The sequence below is a fragment of the Erythrobacter sp. S259 genome, from assembly GCF_057364965.1.
In genome coordinates, this window is sequence record NZ_CP200286.1 from 926,218 (window position 1) to 944,911 (window position 18,694).

Here is an 18,694-nt window from a genome sequence, read left to right on the forward strand (position 1 = left end):
CAATGCAGATTGCTGCGGTGCAGCATTCCGATTGACGCTAGCGCGCTTTTCTCTACACATTGCAGTCATGCCATCCGCGACCGCATTGAGCGCACCCCCAGCGCTTAGCTCTTTCACCGAGACCCCAGCGCTGTTTCTCGACTTTGACGGGACTTTGGTTGAGCTTGCTCCGGGCCCTGATGCGATTGCACCGATTGGGGGGCTGGCGGCCCGTTTGGCGAAATTGTCGCAGCGCTTGGACGGCCGCCTCGCTTTGGTAAGCGGGCGGGCGATTGACGATATCGAGCAGCATTTGGGGGCTTTGCCAATAGCAGTCGCCGGCTCACACGGCACCGATATGCGCACCGCTTCAGGAGAGGCATTGGGCAAGGCGGCGAGGGCCTTACCCGCCCAGATCGAAGCTGCTCTTCGCGCTTTTGCCGATGAGAACGGCGCAAATTACGAACACAAACCCCACGGCGGCGCGCTGCATTATCGCAGCAATCCCGCAGCGGGTGAGCGGGCGATTGCCTTCGCCACGAACCTTGCCGCCGAGCACGGCTGCAAAGCGCAAGGCGGCAAATTCGTCATTGAGATTGTTGCAGATGGCGGCGACAAAGGGACAGCGGTTGAGGCTTTTATGAGCACTGACATGTTCAAAGGTGCGCGGCCCCTGTTTCTTGGCGATGATCTGACTGATGAGGCTGGCTTTGCTGCTTGCGAAGCCCGGGGCGGGGCAGGTATTCTTGTGGGCGAGCGCGAGCAAACGGCTGCGCGCTACCGCCTTCCCGATGTTCCCTCAGTGCACAAATGGTTGGAGATATAGCGCATGGATACGACTTCGAACCTTGAGTTATGGCCGATTGGCAATTGTCAGGTCTCTGGGCTTATTGATGACACAGGCGCGCTTGTCTGGGGCTGCGTTCCGCGGGTCGATGGGGACCCGGTGTTCTCAGCGCTGCTCAACGACAGCCAGCGCGATGCAGGCATCTGGCGATTTGAGCTGGCAGGCCAGACCAAGTCTTCGCAGCGCTACATCCGCAACACACCGATCCTTGTGACCACGCTTGAGGCTGATGACGGCAGCGCGGTTGAAATTCTCGATTTTTGTCCGCGTTTTGAACGATCTGGCCGGATGTATCGTCCGGTTGCCTATGCGCGGATTGTGCGCCCGATTAAAGGTCATCCGCGCGTCAAAGTGGTGCTGAAACCGACTAAGAATTATGGCGCTGGGCTTGCCGAAACCACTAGTGGCACCAACCACATTCGCTATCTTGCTGGGCAACATGTCTTGCGCCTCTCCACTGATGCCGCCGTCGGCTACATTTTGGAGGACCGCACCTTCCGGATCGAGGAAGACACGCACTTCTTTCTTGGACCTGATGAGCCTTATGTCGGAAACTTGCGCGAAACGGTCCGCTCGATGGAGCAAGCGACCCGGAAATATTGGCAGCGATGGGTGAGAGGGCTTTCAGTCCCGCTTGAATGGCAAGAAGAGGTCATCCGCTGCGCGATCACGCTTAAACTGTGCCAGCATGAAGAGAGCGGCGCTATAGTTGCAGCGCTCACAACCTCCATCCCCGAGGCAGCCAATTCGGAGCGCAATTGGGACTATCGCTACTGCTGGATCAGGGACAGCTATTACACGGTGCAAGCGCTCAATCGCCTCGGCGCGCTCGATGTGATGGAGAAGTATCTCACCTATCTGCGCAACATCATCGACAGCGCGCGCGGAGGGCAAATCCAGCCGCTTTATTCTGTCATGGGTGAGAGCGAACTCAATGAGACAACCGCCTCTTATCTCGCTGGCTATCGCGGGATGGGGCCGGTGCGGCAGGGAAATGCGGCCTACAAACAAATCCAGCATGATTGTTATGGCCAGATTGTTTTGCCGAGCGCGCAAGGTTTCTTTGATCAACGCTTGATGCGGCCAGCTGACGATGCCGATTTTGCAAGCCTCGAGGAGGTCGGTGAAATGGCGTGGAGTATGCACGATCAACCCGATGCCGGGCTTTGGGAGTTCCGTACCCGCGAGGAGGTGCACACCTACTCTGCTGTGATGAGCTGGGCGGCGTGTGACCGCCTCGCTAATGTGGCCGATCACCTTGGAAAGCCCGACCGGGTTCGCCATTGGCGTGAGCGCGCCGATAAGATTGCTGCGACCATCGACCAGAAAGCATGGAAGAGCGATGCAAGCGGCAAGGGCGGCCATTACGGCGCGAGTTTTGAAAGCGATTACCTCGACGCATCGCTTCTTCAGATGGTGGAACTGCGGTTCCTCTCGCCCGACAACGAACGGTTCAAACAGACCTTTTCCGCTGTTGAGGAGCACTTGCGCCGGGGCGATCACATGCTGCGTTATGCGGCAGAAGACGATTTTGGCGCGCCTGAGACCGCGTTTAACGTCTGCACCTTCTGGCTCATCGAAGCGCTGCATTTGGCAGGCCGCAGCGATGAAGCGCGCACTTTGTTTGAAACCATGTTAAGCCACACCACGACATCGGGCTTGCTGAGCGAAGACCTTGACTATGAGACCGGCGAACTTTGGGGGAACTTCCCGCAGACTTATTCCTTAGTAGGTGTGATCAACTGCGCAGGGCTGTTGTCCAAGCCGTGGAGTGAAGTGCGATAAGCCGTCTCGTTGTTATCTCTAATCGTGTGGCCGTGCCTAAAGCGCGCGGCGCTGCTGGCGCGCAAGGCGGATTGGCGGGCGCTTTGAATGCGGCGCTCAAAGATCGCGGCGGCGTTTGGTTCGGGTGGTCGGGTCAGGAAAACAACGAACAGCTTGGCAATATGGACCTCCAGCGCACAGATGGAGTGACCACGGCCACGATCGACCTGTCGACGCAGGAACTCGATGAATATTATAATGGCTATGCCAATTCGACCCTGTGGCCGCTGTTCCATTACCGCATTGATCTGGCGCGTTATGAAAACAAAACGGGCGAAAGTTATGAGCGGGTGAATGACCGCTTTGCCGAAAGCGTGATGCCTCTGATCGAGGAAGAGGACCTTGTGTGGGTCCACGATTATCATCTTATTCCATTGGGCGAGAGGCTGCGCTCGCGCGGGGTGAAGAACCGCATTGGGTTCTTCCTGCACACACCGTGGCCGCCAACCCGTTTGCTCACCTCGCTCCCGTTTCATGAGCGGCTGGTGAAGACCATGCTTTCTTATGATCTCATCGGATTTCAGACACCGGAATGGCTCTCTTCTTTCGTCCACTATTGCGAAAACGAGCTTGGCGCGGATGTTGACCATGACACCGGCCAAATCACCCACGAAGGCCACACAACAATCGCGCGCGCTTATCCTATCGGTATTGATTGGGAGCATTTTCAGGGAGAAGGGGCAAAGCCTGAGGCCAAAGAGGCCGAAGAGCGTTTTCTTGCCTCTATCCGGGGGCGGACCTGTATGATCGGTGTCGACAGGCTTGATTATTCGAAGGGCCTGCCTGAGCGCATCGACGGCATCGGACGCTTCTTTGATGCACACCCCGAGCGTGTGCGCGACCTTGTGTTTGTGCAAATTGCGCCGCCTAGCCGCGAGGATGTGACCAGCTATCAGGAAATTCGCGAGACTCTCGAACAGAAAACCGGTCAGATAAACGGCGCGCGTTCTGAGGTTGATTTGGTGCCCATTCGCTATGTGAACCAAGGCTATTCGCACGCGGAACTCTTCGGTTTCTTCCGCGCCTCCAAGGTTGGCTGCGTCACTCCGCTTCGCGATGGAATGAATCTCGTCGCCAAGGAATATGTCGCAGCCCAAGATCCCGAAGACCCCGGCGTTCTGGTGCTCTCTGATTTTGCGGGAGCCGCGTATCAGCTGGACTGTGACGGCAAAGGCGCGCTGCTTGTCAACCCGCACAGCCCCGATGCTCTGGCAATGGCGATTGGCAAAGCGCTCGATATGCCGTTGGAGGAGCGAAAGAGCCGCTACGAGGCTATGATCGCGACTGTCCGCGATGACAATGTGCGCGAATGGACGACCAATTTCTGCAACGATCTTGCAGCAGACTAAACGCTACAAGATGCGTCTGGGACCCGCCGCGGGGCTGGTGATCCCGGCGCTCTGCTCCAGATAAGTTTGAAGATCCTGGTGACGCTGCTGATCGGTGCGTTTGGCAAGCACGCGCTGCACCCTGTTCGTGAGCCCGCGCGGGTCAAAAGGTTTGCGGATGAAACCATTGGCACCGGCATAGATCGCCTGGCTTTCATCCTGCGCGCCGTTCATCGCGGTGAACATCAGGACGGGCAGATCATAGAAGTCTTCGGATTGTCGCAGTTTTCTGAGCATAGTTATCCCGCTCATTCCGGGCATATCGTGATCGAGCAAGATCACGTCCGGACGGCGCTTTTTCAAAAGCTCCCAGCATTCCTCAGCGCTCGTCACCCAGCCGGATGCGTGGCCTGCATCAATCAGCACCTGGCTGGCCAGCTCTGCAATGAGTTCGTCGTCGTCGGCGATGAGGATAAAGGACATGTTGTTGTTACCATTTGAGTGAGAGGGCTGTTTTGAGCCTCTTCTCATTACAGCGCCCTATGCAAACAGGGCGTTTGGCGCACGCTCCGAAGTGCTACCTAAGGGTGAAGGGCTAAGGGCACCGGGTTAGAACGGCTTGCCGCAAGCCTGGTGCGCTGTCAGAGCATGCCGCTATGATTCGAGAACCATTCCCCAAACCTTTCCTAACCACTGATGGCATCCACAATTTGCGCGACTATGGCGGCTATAGGGGGGCCGATGGTGCTAAAGTGAAGCAAGGCCTGCTATACCGTTCCGGCCAGCATATGGAGGCTAGCGAGGCGGACCTCGACCTGTTCCAGAGCCTTGGGATCAAGACGGTTGTGGATTTTCGCGGGGCTAGCGAGCGAGCCAGTTTTCCCTGCAAACGCCATGCTGATTTTGATGCAGAAGTGATCGCCTTTGATGGAGAGACCACCAGTTCGCCGCCCCATGAGGGCGGGTTGGATAAAACCGATATGACCGCTGAAAAGGGGCGTCAGCGGATGATTTCGGTCTACACCCGCATGCCGGTGAACCCGGCGATGATTGATATGTTCTCCCGCTTTTTCAAGGCGGTGGAGACACGCGGCGGCGGGAATTTGATCCATTGCTTCGCTGGTAAAGACCGCACGGGCGTTGGCGCCAGTTTGCTGCTCCATGTGCTGGGCGTGCACTATGATGACATCCTTGCAGAATTTTTGCTCACCAATGATGCGCCGACGCAGCACATCCTTGAACGCCAATCGCTCCCCCGGATGGAGGCGCATTACGGCGAGATTGAACCCGAAGCGATCCGCAACCTCATTGGTGTACGCGAGGAGTACCTTGCAACGTACTGGAAAGAGGTCACACGCGACCACGGCTCGGTCGACAATTATCTGGCGATAACTTTAGGTGTGGATGGCCCAAGCAAAGCTCGTCTGAGGGAGCGCTTGCTGGCGTGACATTGGCGTGCGAGCCCCCCATATCATTGCCAACACAGATGCAAATTTAAGAGACAACTTATGGCTACCACCCACCGCACAAAAATGCTCATCATTGGTTCGGGCCCTGCTGGCTATTCGGCTGCGATTTACGCGGCGCGCGCTATGCTTGAACCGATTGTGGTGCAGGGCCTTCAACCCGGCGGTCAGCTGACCATCACCACCGATGTCGAAAATTACCCCGGCTACCGCGACGTAGTCCAGGGCCCCTGGATGATGGAAGAGATGAAGGCGCAGGCTGAAAGTGTTGGCACGCGCATGATGTACGACATCATCACCGAGGTTGATCTCGACAATGGCTCACCGTTTCGCGCGGTCGCAGACAGCGGCGATGAGTATATTGCAGACACCATAGTGATTGCGACCGGCGCGCAGGCCAAGTGGCTTGGCGCACCCGGCGAAGAGGCGCTTGGCGGCAAAGGCGTATCGGCCTGCGCAACCTGTGACGGCTTCTTCTATCGCGGCAAGAAGGTTGCGGTGATCGGTGGCGGCAACACCGCTGTCGAAGAGGCGCTTTACCTCACCAACCACTCCGATGATGTGACCGTGATCCACCGCCGCGATGAATTTCGCGCGGAAAAAATCCTTCAAGAGCGCGTGTTCAAGTCGGACAAGATCAACGTGCTTTGGAACAAGCAGGTTGAAAGCTTTGAAGCGGGCGAGGACGGTTCGCTTGGCCACCTCAATTTGAAAGACACGGTGACGGGGGAAAACTCCACCCTCGAGGTGGACGGCGCGTTTGTGGCGATCGGCCATGCGCCAGCGACCGAATTGTTCGAAGGCAAGCTCGCAATGCACTCCGGCAAGTATCTGTCGGTTGAGCCCGGCACGCCCAAAACCTCAATCCCCGGCGTCTTTGCAGCAGGCGATGTGACCGATGCCGTTTATCGCCAAGCGGTCACCGCGGCGGGAATGGGCTGTATGGCGGCGCTTGACGCAGAGCGCTTCCTCGCAACTCTTGAAGACGCACGCGAGGCGGCCGAATAAATAGGGGCGGCCTGCAGGCCGCCCCCTTTAGTCGTTCAAAATCTAGTCGTCTTAGACGAAAACAATCATCGCAGCTTTTGCGATCAGCACGATCAAAATAACGCTAGACAATGCGAACAGCACAAAGCGGACCATGACGCGGTTTGCAGTGACTTGCACAAGGCTGTGCGCAATGCGCAGACCGGTATAAATCCATGCAAGAAACGCGTTCATTCCGTCTCCCTGACCAAGGATCGCAAGCACAATCGCGGCTGCGTAAAACAGCGTGGGCGCTTCGTGCAGATGATTGTAATTGTCCGCTTTCCAATTCACTTTTTCGGGCAATTTTTCCCTTAGCTCTGGACCGACTGTACCCACCATTTTGGCAGGATCGGGGATGTCTGGCGCTTTGCTCATCGCAGGAATGCGCGTGGCGTACATCCACACCCACATCACCATGGTCCAAATCATCAGCGCGACCGCTGGGGCGAGAATTTGCATTCCAATCATAGGTAAATGCCAATCATAATTGGTCCTTCTAACTTATTGCGGCGCCAGGCCGGGATCGGCAAAAGCGGTAGCGAGCACTGCGCGCACAGCCAAAACGATGAGAACAATTGAACTGACCAGAAACAGGCCAAAACGAACCGGCAATTTATTGATCAAGATCTGCCACAGGGAATGCACGATCCTTACCGCAACATAAATCCACGCCAACATCACGTCGATGGCGCCAGCTCCCATAAGTGCGAGAATGACGCTCACCGCGTAGAATAGCGTGGGTTGTTCGTGCAGGTGCGCGTGGTTGTGCGCTGGCCAATTTGCTTTGTCGGGGATTTTGCCTTCCAGGTCCTGACCGCGCCCGCCTTGTTTGCCGGTGAAGACCGATTTGTCTTCGACTTTGGCAATTGCACCGAAACGCACCGGGACAATCCACAGCAGCACGATAAGCGTCCAGACCACCAATACGGCAGCAGGCGCGAGCATTTGAGCTTGCATAACACGATCCCTCTAACCCGGTTTTGACGCCATTCCTGAGATAGGCGCGGGAGATTGTCAAACTTGTCCTGAGCGTTCTTGGGGATCAGGCCCCGATAGTTTGGGCAAAGATATCAGGGTCGGCATTGCCTCCGGTGATCATGATGACCGTACCTTTATCGACCGGAACCTTGCCCGCAATCACCGCGGCCAGCGCTGCCGCGCCTCCTGGTTCGGTAACCAACCGCAGGTTTGCAAAGGCCCAGCGCTGAGCCTCGCGCACCTCGTCATCTGTTACCGTGACAGCGGATTCTATACGGTCTTTCAGCAGACCAAGATTCAGCGCTTTGGTCGCTGCGGGCTGGAGTGCATCGCAAATCGTCTTAGGCGCATCTTGCCCGGCGTGGACAATTTGGCCTTTGCGAAGGGCCTGACCCACCATGTCCCAACCTTCAGGCTCGGCGACATGCACGGCCGCATCCGGGCAGCCAAGCGCAAGGCCCGCAGCAAGGCCCCCGCCGCCGCAACATGCGACAAAGCGCAGCGGGGCGGAGCCCAATTGCTGCGCGGCCTCTATCCCGGCAGAGCCTTGCCCTTCGATCACCCACGGATCGCCAAATGCATGAACCAGCGTGCCGCCCCGCGTCTTAATCAGATCGGCAGCCACGGCGTCACGGTCTTCTCCGGGCCGATCATAAAGGACAACCTCAGCGCCAAGCGCCTTTGTGTTCACCAGCTTCACTTCGGGCGCATCGCGCGGCATAACGATGGTCGCCTTGATCCCCAGCCTCTTGGCGGCCCATGCAACACCTTGCGCATGATTGCCTGACGATACCGCGACCACTCCTGCTTTGCGTTCTTCCTCTGTGAGATTGGAAAGCCGCCACCATCCGCCGCGTATCTTGAACGCGCCAATGGGCTGGAGGTTTTCTGCTTTTGCATGCGCGCGCACCCCGCCAATCTCAATCGGCAAAAGAGGTGTCGGAGGCAATATCGAAGCGATGCTTCTGGCGGCTGCAAGAACGCCGTCTTGTGTAGGTGTTCGGATCATTTGTAGCCCTTAACGCATTCTACTAAAGGACGCGCAAGATTCGAATTTGAAAGGCCGTAATTATGTCAAAGGTATTGGTGGTCGGGGCAGGGGGCGTGAGCTCGGTTTGCGTCCACAAGATGGCGATGAATTCAAAGATATTTCACGAAATCCACTTGGCCAGCCGTACTCTTGCTAAATGTGATGCGATTGCGGCCTCAGTGAAAGAGCGCACCGGTGTGATGGTGCCGACCTATGAGATCGACGCTGAAGAAGTGCCCGCGATGGTGAACCTTCTCAAGCGCATCGGCGTGACCCATGTGGTGAACCTCGCGCTGCCCTATCAGGATTTGCCGATCATGGATGCGTGTTTGGAGGCTGGCGCGCATTACCTCGACACCGCCAATTACGAGCCCAAGGACGAGGCGAAATTCGAGTATCATTGGCAGTGGGCCTATCACGACCGCTTTAAGGACGCTGGTTTGATGGCTTTGCTTGGCAGCGGATTTGATCCGGGTGTCACCAGCGTTTTTACCATGTGGCTGAAGAAACATAAGCTCAAGACAATTCGCACGCTCGACATTCTGGACTGCAATGGCGGCGATCACGGACAGGCGTTTGCCACCAACTTCAACCCGGAAATCAACATCCGCGAAGTGACCGCTCCGGCGAGGCATTGGGAGAACGGCGAATGGGTGGAAACCCCTGCCATGCAGGTTTCAACCCCGTTCGATTTCGATGAAGTGGGCACGCGGCAAGCTTATCTCATGTATCACGAGGAGCTTGAAAGCCTTGCCAAATTCAATCCTGAAATCGAGCGCGCGCGCTTTTGGATGACGTTTGGCGATGAGTACATCAAGCACCTCACCGTGCTTCAGAATGTGGGCATGACCGGCATCGAGCCAATCCGCTATCAGGGCAAAGACATCATCCCGCTGCAATTCCTCGCCGCCGTTCTGCCCAAGCCTGAAACGCTGGGCGAGACCACCAAGGGCAACACTAATATCGGCTGTATCGCGACAGGCGAAGCGCTCGATGGATCAGGCGAGAAGACCTTCTACATCAACAACATCTGCTCCCACGAAGCAGCGTTCGAGGAAACCGGCAACCAAGCGGTAAGCTACACCACCGGCGTGCCTGCGATGATTGGTGCTGCGATGATGGTGCAGGGGATTTGGGAAGGGCAGGGGGTCTTCAATATGGAAGAGATGGACCCTGATCCCTTTATGGAGATGCTCAATGCGCACGGCCTGCCTTGGCAGGTGAAAGAGCTTGATGGGCCGGTTGGGTTTTAGGTGTTTCTCGCAGAGGCGCGGAGGAAAGAGAGACGCGGAGAAGTGAAAGAGAAGTGGAGGAGAGGTCTTGGAGATTGATGAGCTTTCAGGGATCGTCATTGACGAATGTATTGCTATTCACCGCGAGCTCGGCCCGGGTCTTTTCGAGAATGTGTATGAAGCCGTCCTTGCAGGACGGTTAGAGGCGCGAGGGCTCAAAGTTGCTCGTCAACTGGCCGTTCCGGTTGAGTTTGATGGCCAGATGTTTGATCCCGCCTTCCGGCTCGATATTCTGGTTGATGGACGCCTTGTCCTAGAAATCAAAGCGGTCGAGCGCCTGAGCCAGACCCACATCCGACAATTGCTTACTTATCTGCGGCTTCTCAAACAGCCCGTAGGGCTGCTACTCAATTTCAACCATGCCACAATGAAGGACGGCATCCGCCGCGTCGCCAACGAATACAACACGCGCTGACACTTCTCAGCGTCTCTCTTTTCTCTGCGTCTCTGCGAGAAACAATAAAGAGCAAAGCCAAATGCAAACCCAAGCCGGAAACCCGGGCGCATTCGCCCACTTCGATCTAAACCGCGTCGAGAGCCCCGCGTTCGTCGTGGACGCTGCCAAAATCCGCTCCAACTGCCAAATCCTAGCCGATATTCGCGATGAAGCCGGGTGCAAGGTTTTTGCCGCGCTTAAGGCGTTCTCCATGCACTCGGTAGCTCACATCATGGGCGAATATCTCGATGGCGTTTCCACCAGCGGCCTGTGGGAAGCGCGGCTTGCATCCGAATTCTACGACGGTGAAATCGCGACCTACTCCGCCGCTTTCAAGCCGGAGGAATTGGACGAGATTTGCCGTCTTTCTGACCATGTGATCTTCAACTCGCCCGCCCAAATGAAGCGCGCGGCGCTCATCCTCGATCAAGCGGCGGTCACAGGCGGCGACGTATCTGTGGGCCTGCGCCTCAACCCCATGGTCGCAACCGGCGAAGTCGCCAAATACGACCCCAGCGCTCCAGGTTCGCGCCTCGGCTTTCCCATCGACCAGCTCACGGAAGAGCACATGGAAGGCGTCGAAGGCATCCACTTCCACAATCTGTGCGAGCAGACCTTTGAGCCGCTGCGCCAGACATGGGACCGGGTGTTTGACGCGATTGAGCCATGGTTTGGCCAGCTCAAATGGATCAATATGGGCGGCGGACACCATATCACGCGGGCTGACTATGAGCGCGGCGAGTTGATCGAGTTCTTGAAAGACGCGGCCGAAGACACCGGCGCAGAAATCATCCTTGAACCCGGCGAGGCGGTGGCTCTGGATGCGGGCATCCTCGTGGGCACGCTCCTCGACACAGGCTTTAACGAAGTGCCCATCGGCATCGCGGACGTGTCAGCCACTTGCCATATGCCCGACGTGCTCGAAGCGCCGTACCGCCCCGCTATGCTCGGCGAACTCACCGATGACAGCGTGCCCATTCGCCTTGGCGGGCCATCGTGCCTCGCTGGCGATGTGATCGGTGATTACCGCCTGCCCGTGCCAGCAGAACCCGGCGCGCGCTTCGCCTTTCTTGATCAGGCGCATTATTCGATGGTGAAAACCAACACCTTCAACGGCGTGCAGCTTCCCTCGATCTACCTATGGGATTCAGACACAGACGCGCTCGAATGCGTCAAACGCTTCGAATATGAAGACTTCCGCGACCGGCTTAGTTAAGATTCTGGGTTGAGCGGTTAGAGCCCCCGGCCGCGCTCTAGCTTATTAAACGCTAGCGCCAGGTTGGCCAGTGAAGCAAATTGCTTGGCGGTTCTTTCGGCGCGTTGGCGGTCGCCCGTTGAATTGATATGGCCGCTTTCAAACAAGTTCTTTTTCGTGTCGATTGCTATCACCACTTCGCCCTTATCGAATATCGCACGAACCGCAGCGCCTTTGAATGCGCGTTCGATCTCAATCAACTTTTCGACATAGCTGGGGTCGACCAGCACACGAGCCTCGACCTGATCATCGCTCCACACTTCAAACGTATCTTCAAACGCTGGGTGTACCTGATCGATATATTCGAGCCGATGACCATCGAAATGCGCGTGATCGGCGCGGCCCCCGATGCCAAACCATTTTTTATGTTTGCCCGCGCGCTGAAGGAGCGTGGTTGAGCGGAACTTCCGTCCAAACTCCAGTTGGATAATTACACCGCGAAATATGGTTTTACGATGTGAGTTGGTACTCTTCTGATTCTTCCAGTTTTTGTCCGTTTCCAAGTGAGCCTCGTAGAGCCGAAAGGAATGTCCTTCGACCACGCCAAACCACTGATCTTCTAGCTCGCTATGTTCGAAACGCTTAAACAATCCATATCGCATCGCCACGTTGAGTTCGTCTCCAGGTGATACGAAAGATTGATATTCTATACCCAACTCGCGCGCGATCGCGGAATTGATACCGATTTTGATTTCGCGTTTTGCTCGATAGATGGGTATAAAGCCCCAAGTGTAACCGCCAGCGGCAGCGACGAAACCAACGGCGCGTTCTAAATCGGCATCCCAATTGGTAACAAACCAAAGCAACGCAAATAGCGGTATTACGACCGCGGCAGATAGAGCCCAGCGCCAATTCGCCTTATTTTTGGCTTCACTACGCATGCTTTGGCGCTCGTCGAGCCAGCTTCCCAGCTCTCCCTGCATTAGCTTGCTTACATCGACATGTAGCGCCACACTGAACTCCTCCAATTGCTAACGCATATAAAGTGCTTTTCCCTTAATCAATCAGCGTTAATCTTGGAACAATTGAGGTAAAGGACAGGGTTTTTATGACTGCGATTTTTGAAGGGTTCTGGGGCATAACGGCGGTGGTGATCACGCTCGGCATGATTTTCCTCGTCATCGGCATTTACAACCGCTTGGTCGCGCTGCGCCAAAACGTGCATCAGGGCGTAGCTGACATAGACGCGCAATTGCGTCAGCGCCACGATCTGATCCCTAATTTGGTGAAAACAGTGCAAGGCTACGCTACTCATGAGAGAGAAACGCTCGACAGTGTGATTACGGCACGCAACGCGGCGACGTCAGGCGAGCCGAGTTCTGGCAGCGAGCAGCGGCTAAAGCTCTCGCTCGACCGTTTGCTGGCGCTGGGTGAGGCGTATCCAGAGCTTAAAGCTAACACTAATTTTCAAGAGCTTCAGCGCGAGTTGGCCGAGACAGAGGACAAGCTGGCTGCTGCCCGCCGTGCACTGAATGCCGCTGTCGCGCGATTCAACACAGCGCGAGAAGCGTTTCCCGCAATCATCTTCGCCGGTGCGCTCGGGTTTAAAAAAGCCGATTTCGCTCGACTCGACGATAGCGAAATGGGCACGGTCGATCAGGCACCTCAGGTCGCGTTCTGATTGTCAGGAACCAGCGCCTGCCCTGTGCTTTTTGATTGCGTGGGCGCGGATTAACACTATAGCCGCGACCTTGCTGCCTCAAGGGACAATACCACGCGGCGGCCCTGTTGACACGCTTACGGTTTGCGAACCGTTTTAGGAGGTCCCTTGAGTTGTACGTTTATCCCGATGCCAAGGCTGTAGCGCGGGCCCTAGAGCCCGACGAACCCATTATTCTCAACCGTCCGCACGCAGCGCGCCGCGCAGCGCGTTTCTTTGTCGAAAAATTTCCAGGCAAAGTGCTCTATGCGGTGAAAGCGAACCCTGCGCCTGATCTTATTCAGGTGCTGTGGGAGGCGGGCGTGACCCATTACGATGTCGCCTCGATTGCAGAGGTGCGTCTGGTGCGCGAGGCTCTGCCTGAGGCGGAATTGTGCTTTATGCACCCGATCAAGCGCCGCCGCGCGGTTGCGGAGGCCTATCACCAGCACGGCGTGCGAACATTCAGCCTCGATACGATGGAAGAGCTCGAGAAGATCGTGGAGGCCTGCAAGGACCCTGAAACGGGCGCGCCTGCGCAAGACCTTCGCCTGTGCGTGCGTATCCGCGTGTCGAGCGAATATGCCGAGCTGAGCCTAGCCGCCAAGTTCGGCTGCGACCTCACAGACGCTCCCGAACTCCTCCAAGCCGCGCGCCAGCATTGCGATTGGCTGGGCGTGTGTTTCCACGTGGGCTCTCAGGCAATGACGCCGTTTGCCTTCGTGCAAGCGCTCGACCGCACCAGAGCCGCGATTGCCGAGGCAAGCGTTGTGATCGACATGGTGGATGTGGGCGGTGGTTTCCCCAGCATCTATCCCGACATGGAACCGCCTCCGCTAGAAGATTACTTCGCGCTGATCTCCAAGCATTTCGAAGCGCTCCCCATCGCTTACAATGCAGAGCTGTGGTGCGAGCCGGGCAGGGCGCTTGCGTCCGAATACTCAAGCATGATCGTCAGTGTCGACAAACGCCGGGGGACCGAGCTTTACATCAATGACGGCGCATACGGCGCGCTTTATGACGCGGCGCATGTGGGCTGGCGCTTTCCTGTGACAGCGCTTGAAGACGATCTCATCCAGCCGCTTGAGGACTTCTCCTTCTATGGCCCAACCTGCGATGACGCGGACTATATGGCAGGGCCTTTCGAGCTTCCGGCGGACATTCAGGCCGGTGACTACATCGAGATCGGCATGCTCGGTGCATACGGCGCGGCGATGAAGACCGGCTTTAACGGCTTTGGCGATGCCGAAGTTGTGACCGTCGCGGACGAGCCGATGATGAGCCTGTTCGATGGCTCGCGCAGACGCGAGGCGAGCGACAATGTGGTGAGCTTGCGGTAGGGCACATAGGCGCGTTCATATATCTTTGATGACAATCGCTTAAGCCCGCTCTCAAAGTATGAGGGTGGATTGCAGCAATGGCCAATTACAGAGCGGGTGAGGATCTCACGCGGCCCAATCGGGTCTGGCGTTTTGTCGCGGCGGCCGGGCTTGTTTTCGGTGCGATGCTGTCCGCTTTCGGCTTTATCGGTGTGGGCGTTGGACAGTTCTATCATCCTTACACCGATGCCTTCTTCGGCCTTTTGACCTTTGGAGCGCTCACGTCGTTCTTCACCGGCCTAGTTGTGCTCATGCTCGCTTATTGGTTCGCACAACGGATGGGCAAAAGCATGCCGATCAAAGCTGTGACTGGCGGCTTCTTGGGCCTTTGGTTAGCGGGAATTGGTTACCTCATCATCGATCGAGAACCTTGGCCAGAGCATCATGAATGGGCATTTGACGGTTCGATCTATAAGGTCGCTTGGGATCAGAGCGGATTGGATATGGGCACTGCGCCCGGTTTGACGCAATCCAGACCCCACGCGTTGGCATATAAGTACTGCGTTGATGGTTTTAGCGCAGATGTGCAGATTGACCCTGGTTGCGTCGTTGCCGATTATTTTAAAGTCAGGTCCGACCCAGGCTCAGCTGAGAGAGAAGCGGCTAGCGAAGTTTGGCGCGCATTGCGATCAAGCCATAGCAACGACCAGACCGTCGCTATCGGAATCGCGCATGATATCAAGCTCTTGCAGATAGTACCTAAGCACAATCGTTTTTTGGGCCATAGCTCAAGTTCCTCTACATCAACCGGGGGAGCAAGCCACACTGCGGGCTGGAACATGCGCAACAAATTGGCGTGGTCGAGGGCATTCACGACTTTTGGGGCAGTCGAAACTTTGCACGGCCTTGAGGCGGCACAAAGCTTCCGGCAAACGTCAGTTGATGAGCGCGCGTTTACCTATCACTTTTGGGGCGAGCCGACTTCAGAAAAGTTGGAGCGCTGGGCAGTTTGCCGGGAGCACATTAGCGATAACTCCGACGGCGTTTGCCGGATATGGGAGATCCATCAAGGTCGCTTTTACGCCTATTCAATCCCAGCCGACGACCTTGGCGAATGGAGAAGGGCAAGGAATGCACTAATCGCCATGGTTGAAGATCAACGAATTTCATAAACGGATTTTTCTTACTCAAACCCCACAAACGTCGCCGCTTCATCCACCGTCCGCCGTGTGATCTTCACGGGGTTGGCCGCAAAATCTGGGTCGGGCCAGCCTAGCGCTACCGCCTTCATGATGACCTGATCGTCTGGAATGCCAGCGTGTTCGCGCACTACGGGGCTTTGCATGATGCCTTGGGAATTAATCACGCAGCCGAGGCCCTTGGACCATGCGGCGTTGACCAGGGCCGTTGTGGCGGCTCCGCAGTCAAAGACGGTGTCGTCTGCGTCTTCAAGCTCTTTGTCATAGGTGATGATGACGCACACGGGCGCGTCGAACTGGCGAAAGCCGCGCAGCACCCAGTCTTGGCGTTTTTCCTTGTCGTCGCGGCCAATCCCCATCGCCTCGAACAATTGGATCGCGCAGCCCACTTGGCGGTCGCGGTGGACGCCTTGGAACGGGCGGCCTTTGCGGAACTCGCGGCTGTCGGGCTCGCCTGCGAGAATGCGTTCGGTGTTGCCTTTGCGAATGCGGTCGAGCGGCTCGCCGGTAATAACGTGCCAGTGATAAGGCTGCGTGTTCATTGAAGAAGGCGAGCGCATGGCCATGGCCAGCACTTCCTCGAGCAGCTCTTGCGGCACGGGCTTGTCGAGGTAGCCTCTGACCGAGCGCCGCCCGTTCACTATTTGCGCGTGAGTTTGTGTTTCATCGCCGTATTGATTGGCCACGTGAGGCTCTCCCGAATTGTGTTTGTCGGTGAGAGCTAGCGCAGCTTTGCCCCTGCGCAAAGGACGTTACGGCAAAGCGCCGCCTAAGGGGTGAAATAGGGCCTATCGCCTGCGATAGTCACCCGTTCCATTGCGCGGCGTGCTGGGAAATAATCGGAGACGGCGAGATGCTGACACACCCGGTTGTCCCAGAACGCGATGGAGCCTTTCTGCCATTTGAAGCGGCACTGGATCTCTGCGTCTTTGGCGGTTTCATAAAGATGACCCAGCAACCATGCGCTTTCCTCTCGGGACAGCCCTTCTATGTGCGAAGTGAAGGCGGTGTTGACGTAGATCACACGCTCGCCCGTTTCGGGATGGGTGCGGATGACGGGGTGGCGCATGGGCGGGAAGTTCTTGTGGAGGTCTGCGGGCGCTTTATCCATGCGCCCGGCAAAGACGCGGGCGATATCGTGGACCGCCGTTAGCCCCTCGCAAAACCTCTTCATCTGTTCGCTGAGGCGTTCATAGGCGAGGTGCATATTGGCAAAGCAGGTGTCGCCGCCGCATTCGGGCACTTCGCGTGCGAGCAGGATTGATCCCAAGGATGGTTCTTCGCGCCAAGTGACGTCCGAGTGCCAGAAGTTTTCCTGACCCCTGCTGTCGGGACCATAAGCAATGCGCAGGACTTCGGGATTCGGTTGGTCTTTAGGTGTGGCGGGGTGGACCTCAAGATCGCCGAACTCACGCGCAAAGGCGATGTGCTCTTCTTGGGTGAGGTCTTGGTCGCGGAAGAAAATGACGCCGTATTTAAGGAGCGCCGCGCGGATTTCAGGGATGCGTGATGGCGTGTCCGCTGCTCCCAGATCAATCCCGTGGATTTCAGCGCCAATCGCCGGTGTCATTGGCTTGATATCAAGCGCGCCTGTGTCGAGCTTTGCTCGGTCGAATGTGGTGGCCATGTGTTTCTCCCTCTCTCGAAAGGAGTTTGCATGGCTAACGGGCGTAGATCAAGTCTGGGGGGCCTAGGCCGCTTCAGCCAGCTCAATATCCAGACGGTCCCAAATCTCGACCAGCGCCTCGGTCAGCTCGGTCATCATCGCCTCGGTGTGATGCGGACCCGGAGTAAAGCGCAGGCGCTCTGTTCCGCGGGGGACTGTGGGGTAGTTGATCGGCTGCACATAGACGCCGTATTCGGCGAGCAGGATGTCGCTGATTTTCTTGGCGCGGGCAGGGTCGCCTACCATCAAAGGCACGATATGGGTGACCGAATCCATCACCGGAAGGCCCGCTTCGGCAAATTGCAGTTTAAGCGTTGCAGCCGCCTGCTGCTGCGCGTTGCGCTCTACGTTGGAACTCTTGAGATGCTTCACCGATGCGAGCACACCTGCGACCAAAACGGGCGACAGCGATGTGGTGAAGATAAAGCCCGGCGCATAAGAACGCACGCAGTCGATCACCTTGGTGCTGGCGGTGATATATCCGCCCATCACGCCAAACGCTTTGCCCAAAGTGCCTTCGATAATGTCGATGCGGTGGGCGGCGTTGTCGCGTTCGGAGATACCTCCGCCGTGATCGCCATACATGCCAACCGCGTGCACTTCGTCGATATAGGTGAGGGCGTTGTATTTTTCGGCAAGGTCACAAATCGCATGGATCGGCGCAACATCGCCGTCCATGGAATAAACGCTTTCAAATGCGATCAGCTTGGGTGTGGCAGGGTCTTCTGCGGCGAGCAGTTCTTCAAGGTGTGCCATGTCGTTGTGGCGGAACACCCGCTTTTCGCAGCCCGAATTGCGAATGCCTGCGATCATGCTGGCGTGGTTCAATTCATCGGAGAAAATCACGCAGCCGGGAAGTAATTTCGCCAGCGTCGACAATGTCGCATCATTGGAGACATAGCCGCTGGTGAACAGCAGCGCGCCTTCTTTGCCGTGGAGCTCGGCGAGCTCTTTCTCAAGCTCGACGTGGTAGTGGGTGTTGCCGCCAATATTGCGCGTGCCGCCCGACCCTGCGCCCACGTCGTGCAGAGCCTCTTCCATCGCGCCGATCACAACATCGTGCTGGCCCATGGCTAGGTAGTCGTTGGAGCACCACACGGTGATCGGCTTTGGCCCATTGTGGCCGTGGAAACAGCGCGCATTGGGATAGGCGCCTTTGTTGCGCATAATGTCGATGAAGACGCGGTAACGGCCTTCTTCGTGTAGGCGGTCAATCGCAGAATCAAAAATCTGGTCGTAATTCATATGACAGGTTCTTTATCCCAAAGACGCTGGCCATCTATGCGGCTCTTCCACGCCCAATCTTCATCGCTATCAGGACCATATAACCCGCCAATGGCCCAAAGGTTTCTGAGGAGCTATTTAGCAGTCGGGACGCGGATGAAAACCCGCGATCTTTGCGAATGG

19 protein-coding genes are annotated in these 18,694 nt (G+C 56.8%); 11 read left to right on the top strand and 8 right to left on the bottom strand.

The window, feature by feature from the left end; all coding sequences use genetic code 11:
• The first annotated feature begins 85 nt into the window (after positions 1–85).
• The 3 genes from otsB to AC0V60_RS04370 are packed head-to-tail and all read left to right on the top strand — an operon-like array spanning position 86 to position 3,999.
• Entirely contained in the window at positions 86–805 is a 720-nt protein-coding gene (gene otsB / locus AC0V60_RS04360; RefSeq protein WP_486177301.1) for a trehalose-phosphatase, read from the top strand.
• Between the two features lie 3 nt (positions 806–808).
• Positions 809–2,611: a glycoside hydrolase family 15 protein gene (locus AC0V60_RS04365; protein ID WP_486177302.1), complete on the top strand. Its 1,803-nt coding sequence runs from the start codon at positions 809–811 to the stop codon at positions 2,609–2,611.
• The gene (locus AC0V60_RS04370; protein WP_486179438.1) at positions 2,608–3,999 is read left to right on the top strand and encodes an alpha,alpha-trehalose-phosphate synthase (UDP-forming); all 1,392 of its coding nucleotides are present in this window, start codon (positions 2,608–2,610) and stop codon (positions 3,997–3,999) included. Before AC0V60_RS04365 ends, AC0V60_RS04370 begins: the two co-directional genes overlap by 4 nt.
• Positions 4,000–4,002: 3 nt before the next feature.
• Here the strand turns inward: AC0V60_RS04370 and AC0V60_RS04375 are convergent, their stop codons facing one another.
• On the bottom strand, positions 4,003–4,461 hold the full coding sequence (locus tag AC0V60_RS04375; protein ID WP_486177303.1) for a response regulator: 459 nt from the start codon (positions 4,459–4,461) through the stop codon (positions 4,003–4,005).
• Positions 4,462–4,634: 173 nt separating this feature from the next.
• On the opposite strand from AC0V60_RS04375, the gene AC0V60_RS04380 reads away from it, so the two are divergent.
• Positions 4,635–5,426 carry a tyrosine-protein phosphatase gene (locus AC0V60_RS04380; RefSeq protein WP_486177304.1) on the top strand — a complete coding sequence of 264 codons (792 nt, stop codon included), beginning with the start codon at positions 4,635–4,637 and terminating at the stop codon, positions 5,424–5,426.
• Between the two features lie 60 nt (positions 5,427–5,486).
• Positions 5,487–6,452, top strand: coding sequence for a thioredoxin-disulfide reductase (gene trxB / locus AC0V60_RS04385; protein WP_486177305.1), 966 nt, complete (start codon positions 5,487–5,489; stop codon positions 6,450–6,452).
• 51 nt (positions 6,453–6,503) lie between these two features.
• Here the strand turns inward: trxB and AC0V60_RS04390 are convergent, their stop codons facing one another.
• From AC0V60_RS04390 to AC0V60_RS04400, 3 genes are all read right to left on the bottom strand, one after another.
• Complete coding sequence (locus AC0V60_RS04390; RefSeq protein ID WP_486177306.1) at positions 6,504–6,941, bottom strand: MAPEG family protein; 438 nt, start codon at positions 6,939–6,941, stop codon at positions 6,504–6,506.
• Between the two features lie 33 nt (positions 6,942–6,974).
• Entirely contained in the window at positions 6,975–7,430 is a 456-nt protein-coding gene (locus AC0V60_RS04395) for an MAPEG family protein (RefSeq protein ID WP_486177307.1), read from the bottom strand.
• 85 nt (positions 7,431–7,515) lie between these two features.
• The gene (locus AC0V60_RS04400; protein ID WP_486177308.1) at positions 7,516–8,460 is read right to left on the bottom strand and encodes a threonine ammonia-lyase; all 945 of its coding nucleotides are present in this window, start codon (positions 8,458–8,460) and stop codon (positions 7,516–7,518) included.
• 62 nt (positions 8,461–8,522) lie between these two features.
• On the opposite strand from AC0V60_RS04400, the gene AC0V60_RS04405 reads away from it, so the two are divergent.
• The 3 genes from AC0V60_RS04405 (at position 8,523) to AC0V60_RS04415 (ending at position 11,425) form a co-directional block, all read left to right on the top strand.
• Positions 8,523–9,734: a saccharopine dehydrogenase family protein gene (locus AC0V60_RS04405; protein WP_486177309.1), complete on the top strand. Its 1,212-nt coding sequence runs from the start codon at positions 8,523–8,525 to the stop codon at positions 9,732–9,734.
• 67 nt (positions 9,735–9,801) lie between these two features.
• Complete coding sequence (locus tag AC0V60_RS04410; RefSeq protein WP_486177310.1) at positions 9,802–10,188, top strand: GxxExxY protein; 387 nt, start codon at positions 9,802–9,804, stop codon at positions 10,186–10,188.
• A gap of 61 nt (positions 10,189–10,249) precedes the next feature.
• Positions 10,250–11,425 carry a carboxynorspermidine decarboxylase gene (locus AC0V60_RS04415; protein ID WP_486177311.1) on the top strand — a complete coding sequence of 392 codons (1,176 nt, stop codon included), beginning with the start codon at positions 10,250–10,252 and terminating at the stop codon, positions 11,423–11,425.
• 17 nt (positions 11,426–11,442) lie between these two features.
• Here AC0V60_RS04415 and AC0V60_RS04420 read toward each other — a convergent pair whose 3' ends face one another.
• Positions 11,443–12,417 carry a DUF3137 domain-containing protein gene (locus tag AC0V60_RS04420; protein ID WP_486177312.1) on the bottom strand — a complete coding sequence of 325 codons (975 nt, stop codon included), beginning with the start codon at positions 12,415–12,417 and terminating at the stop codon, positions 11,443–11,445.
• 134 nt (positions 12,418–12,551) lie between these two features.
• On the opposite strand from AC0V60_RS04420, the gene AC0V60_RS04425 reads away from it, so the two are divergent.
• The 3 genes from AC0V60_RS04425 (at position 12,552) to AC0V60_RS04435 (ending at position 15,594) form a co-directional block, all read left to right on the top strand.
• The gene (locus tag AC0V60_RS04425) at positions 12,552–13,085 is read left to right on the top strand and encodes a LemA family protein (protein ID WP_486177313.1); all 534 of its coding nucleotides are present in this window, start codon (positions 12,552–12,554) and stop codon (positions 13,083–13,085) included.
• 152 nt (positions 13,086–13,237) lie between these two features.
• Positions 13,238–14,443, top strand: coding sequence for a type III PLP-dependent enzyme (locus tag AC0V60_RS04430; RefSeq protein WP_486177314.1), 1,206 nt, complete (start codon positions 13,238–13,240; stop codon positions 14,441–14,443).
• Between the two features lie 77 nt (positions 14,444–14,520).
• Entirely contained in the window at positions 14,521–15,594 is a 1,074-nt protein-coding gene (locus AC0V60_RS04435; protein WP_486177315.1) for a hypothetical protein, read from the top strand.
• Between the two features lie 11 nt (positions 15,595–15,605).
• Here the strand turns inward: AC0V60_RS04435 and AC0V60_RS04440 are convergent, their stop codons facing one another.
• The 3 genes from AC0V60_RS04440 to hemA form a co-directional block, all read right to left on the bottom strand.
• Positions 15,606–16,307 (bottom strand): nitroreductase, encoded by a 702-nt coding sequence (locus AC0V60_RS04440; protein ID WP_486177316.1) that lies wholly within the window; start codon positions 16,305–16,307, stop codon positions 15,606–15,608.
• A gap of 83 nt (positions 16,308–16,390) precedes the next feature.
• Positions 16,391–17,248: a TauD/TfdA dioxygenase family protein gene (locus AC0V60_RS04445; RefSeq protein ID WP_486177317.1), complete on the bottom strand. Its 858-nt coding sequence runs from the start codon at positions 17,246–17,248 to the stop codon at positions 16,391–16,393.
• 63 nt (positions 17,249–17,311) lie between these two features.
• Positions 17,312–18,532: a 5-aminolevulinate synthase gene (gene hemA, locus AC0V60_RS04450; RefSeq protein WP_486177318.1), complete on the bottom strand. Its 1,221-nt coding sequence runs from the start codon at positions 18,530–18,532 to the stop codon at positions 17,312–17,314.
• Positions 18,533–18,694: the final 162 nt, after the last annotated feature.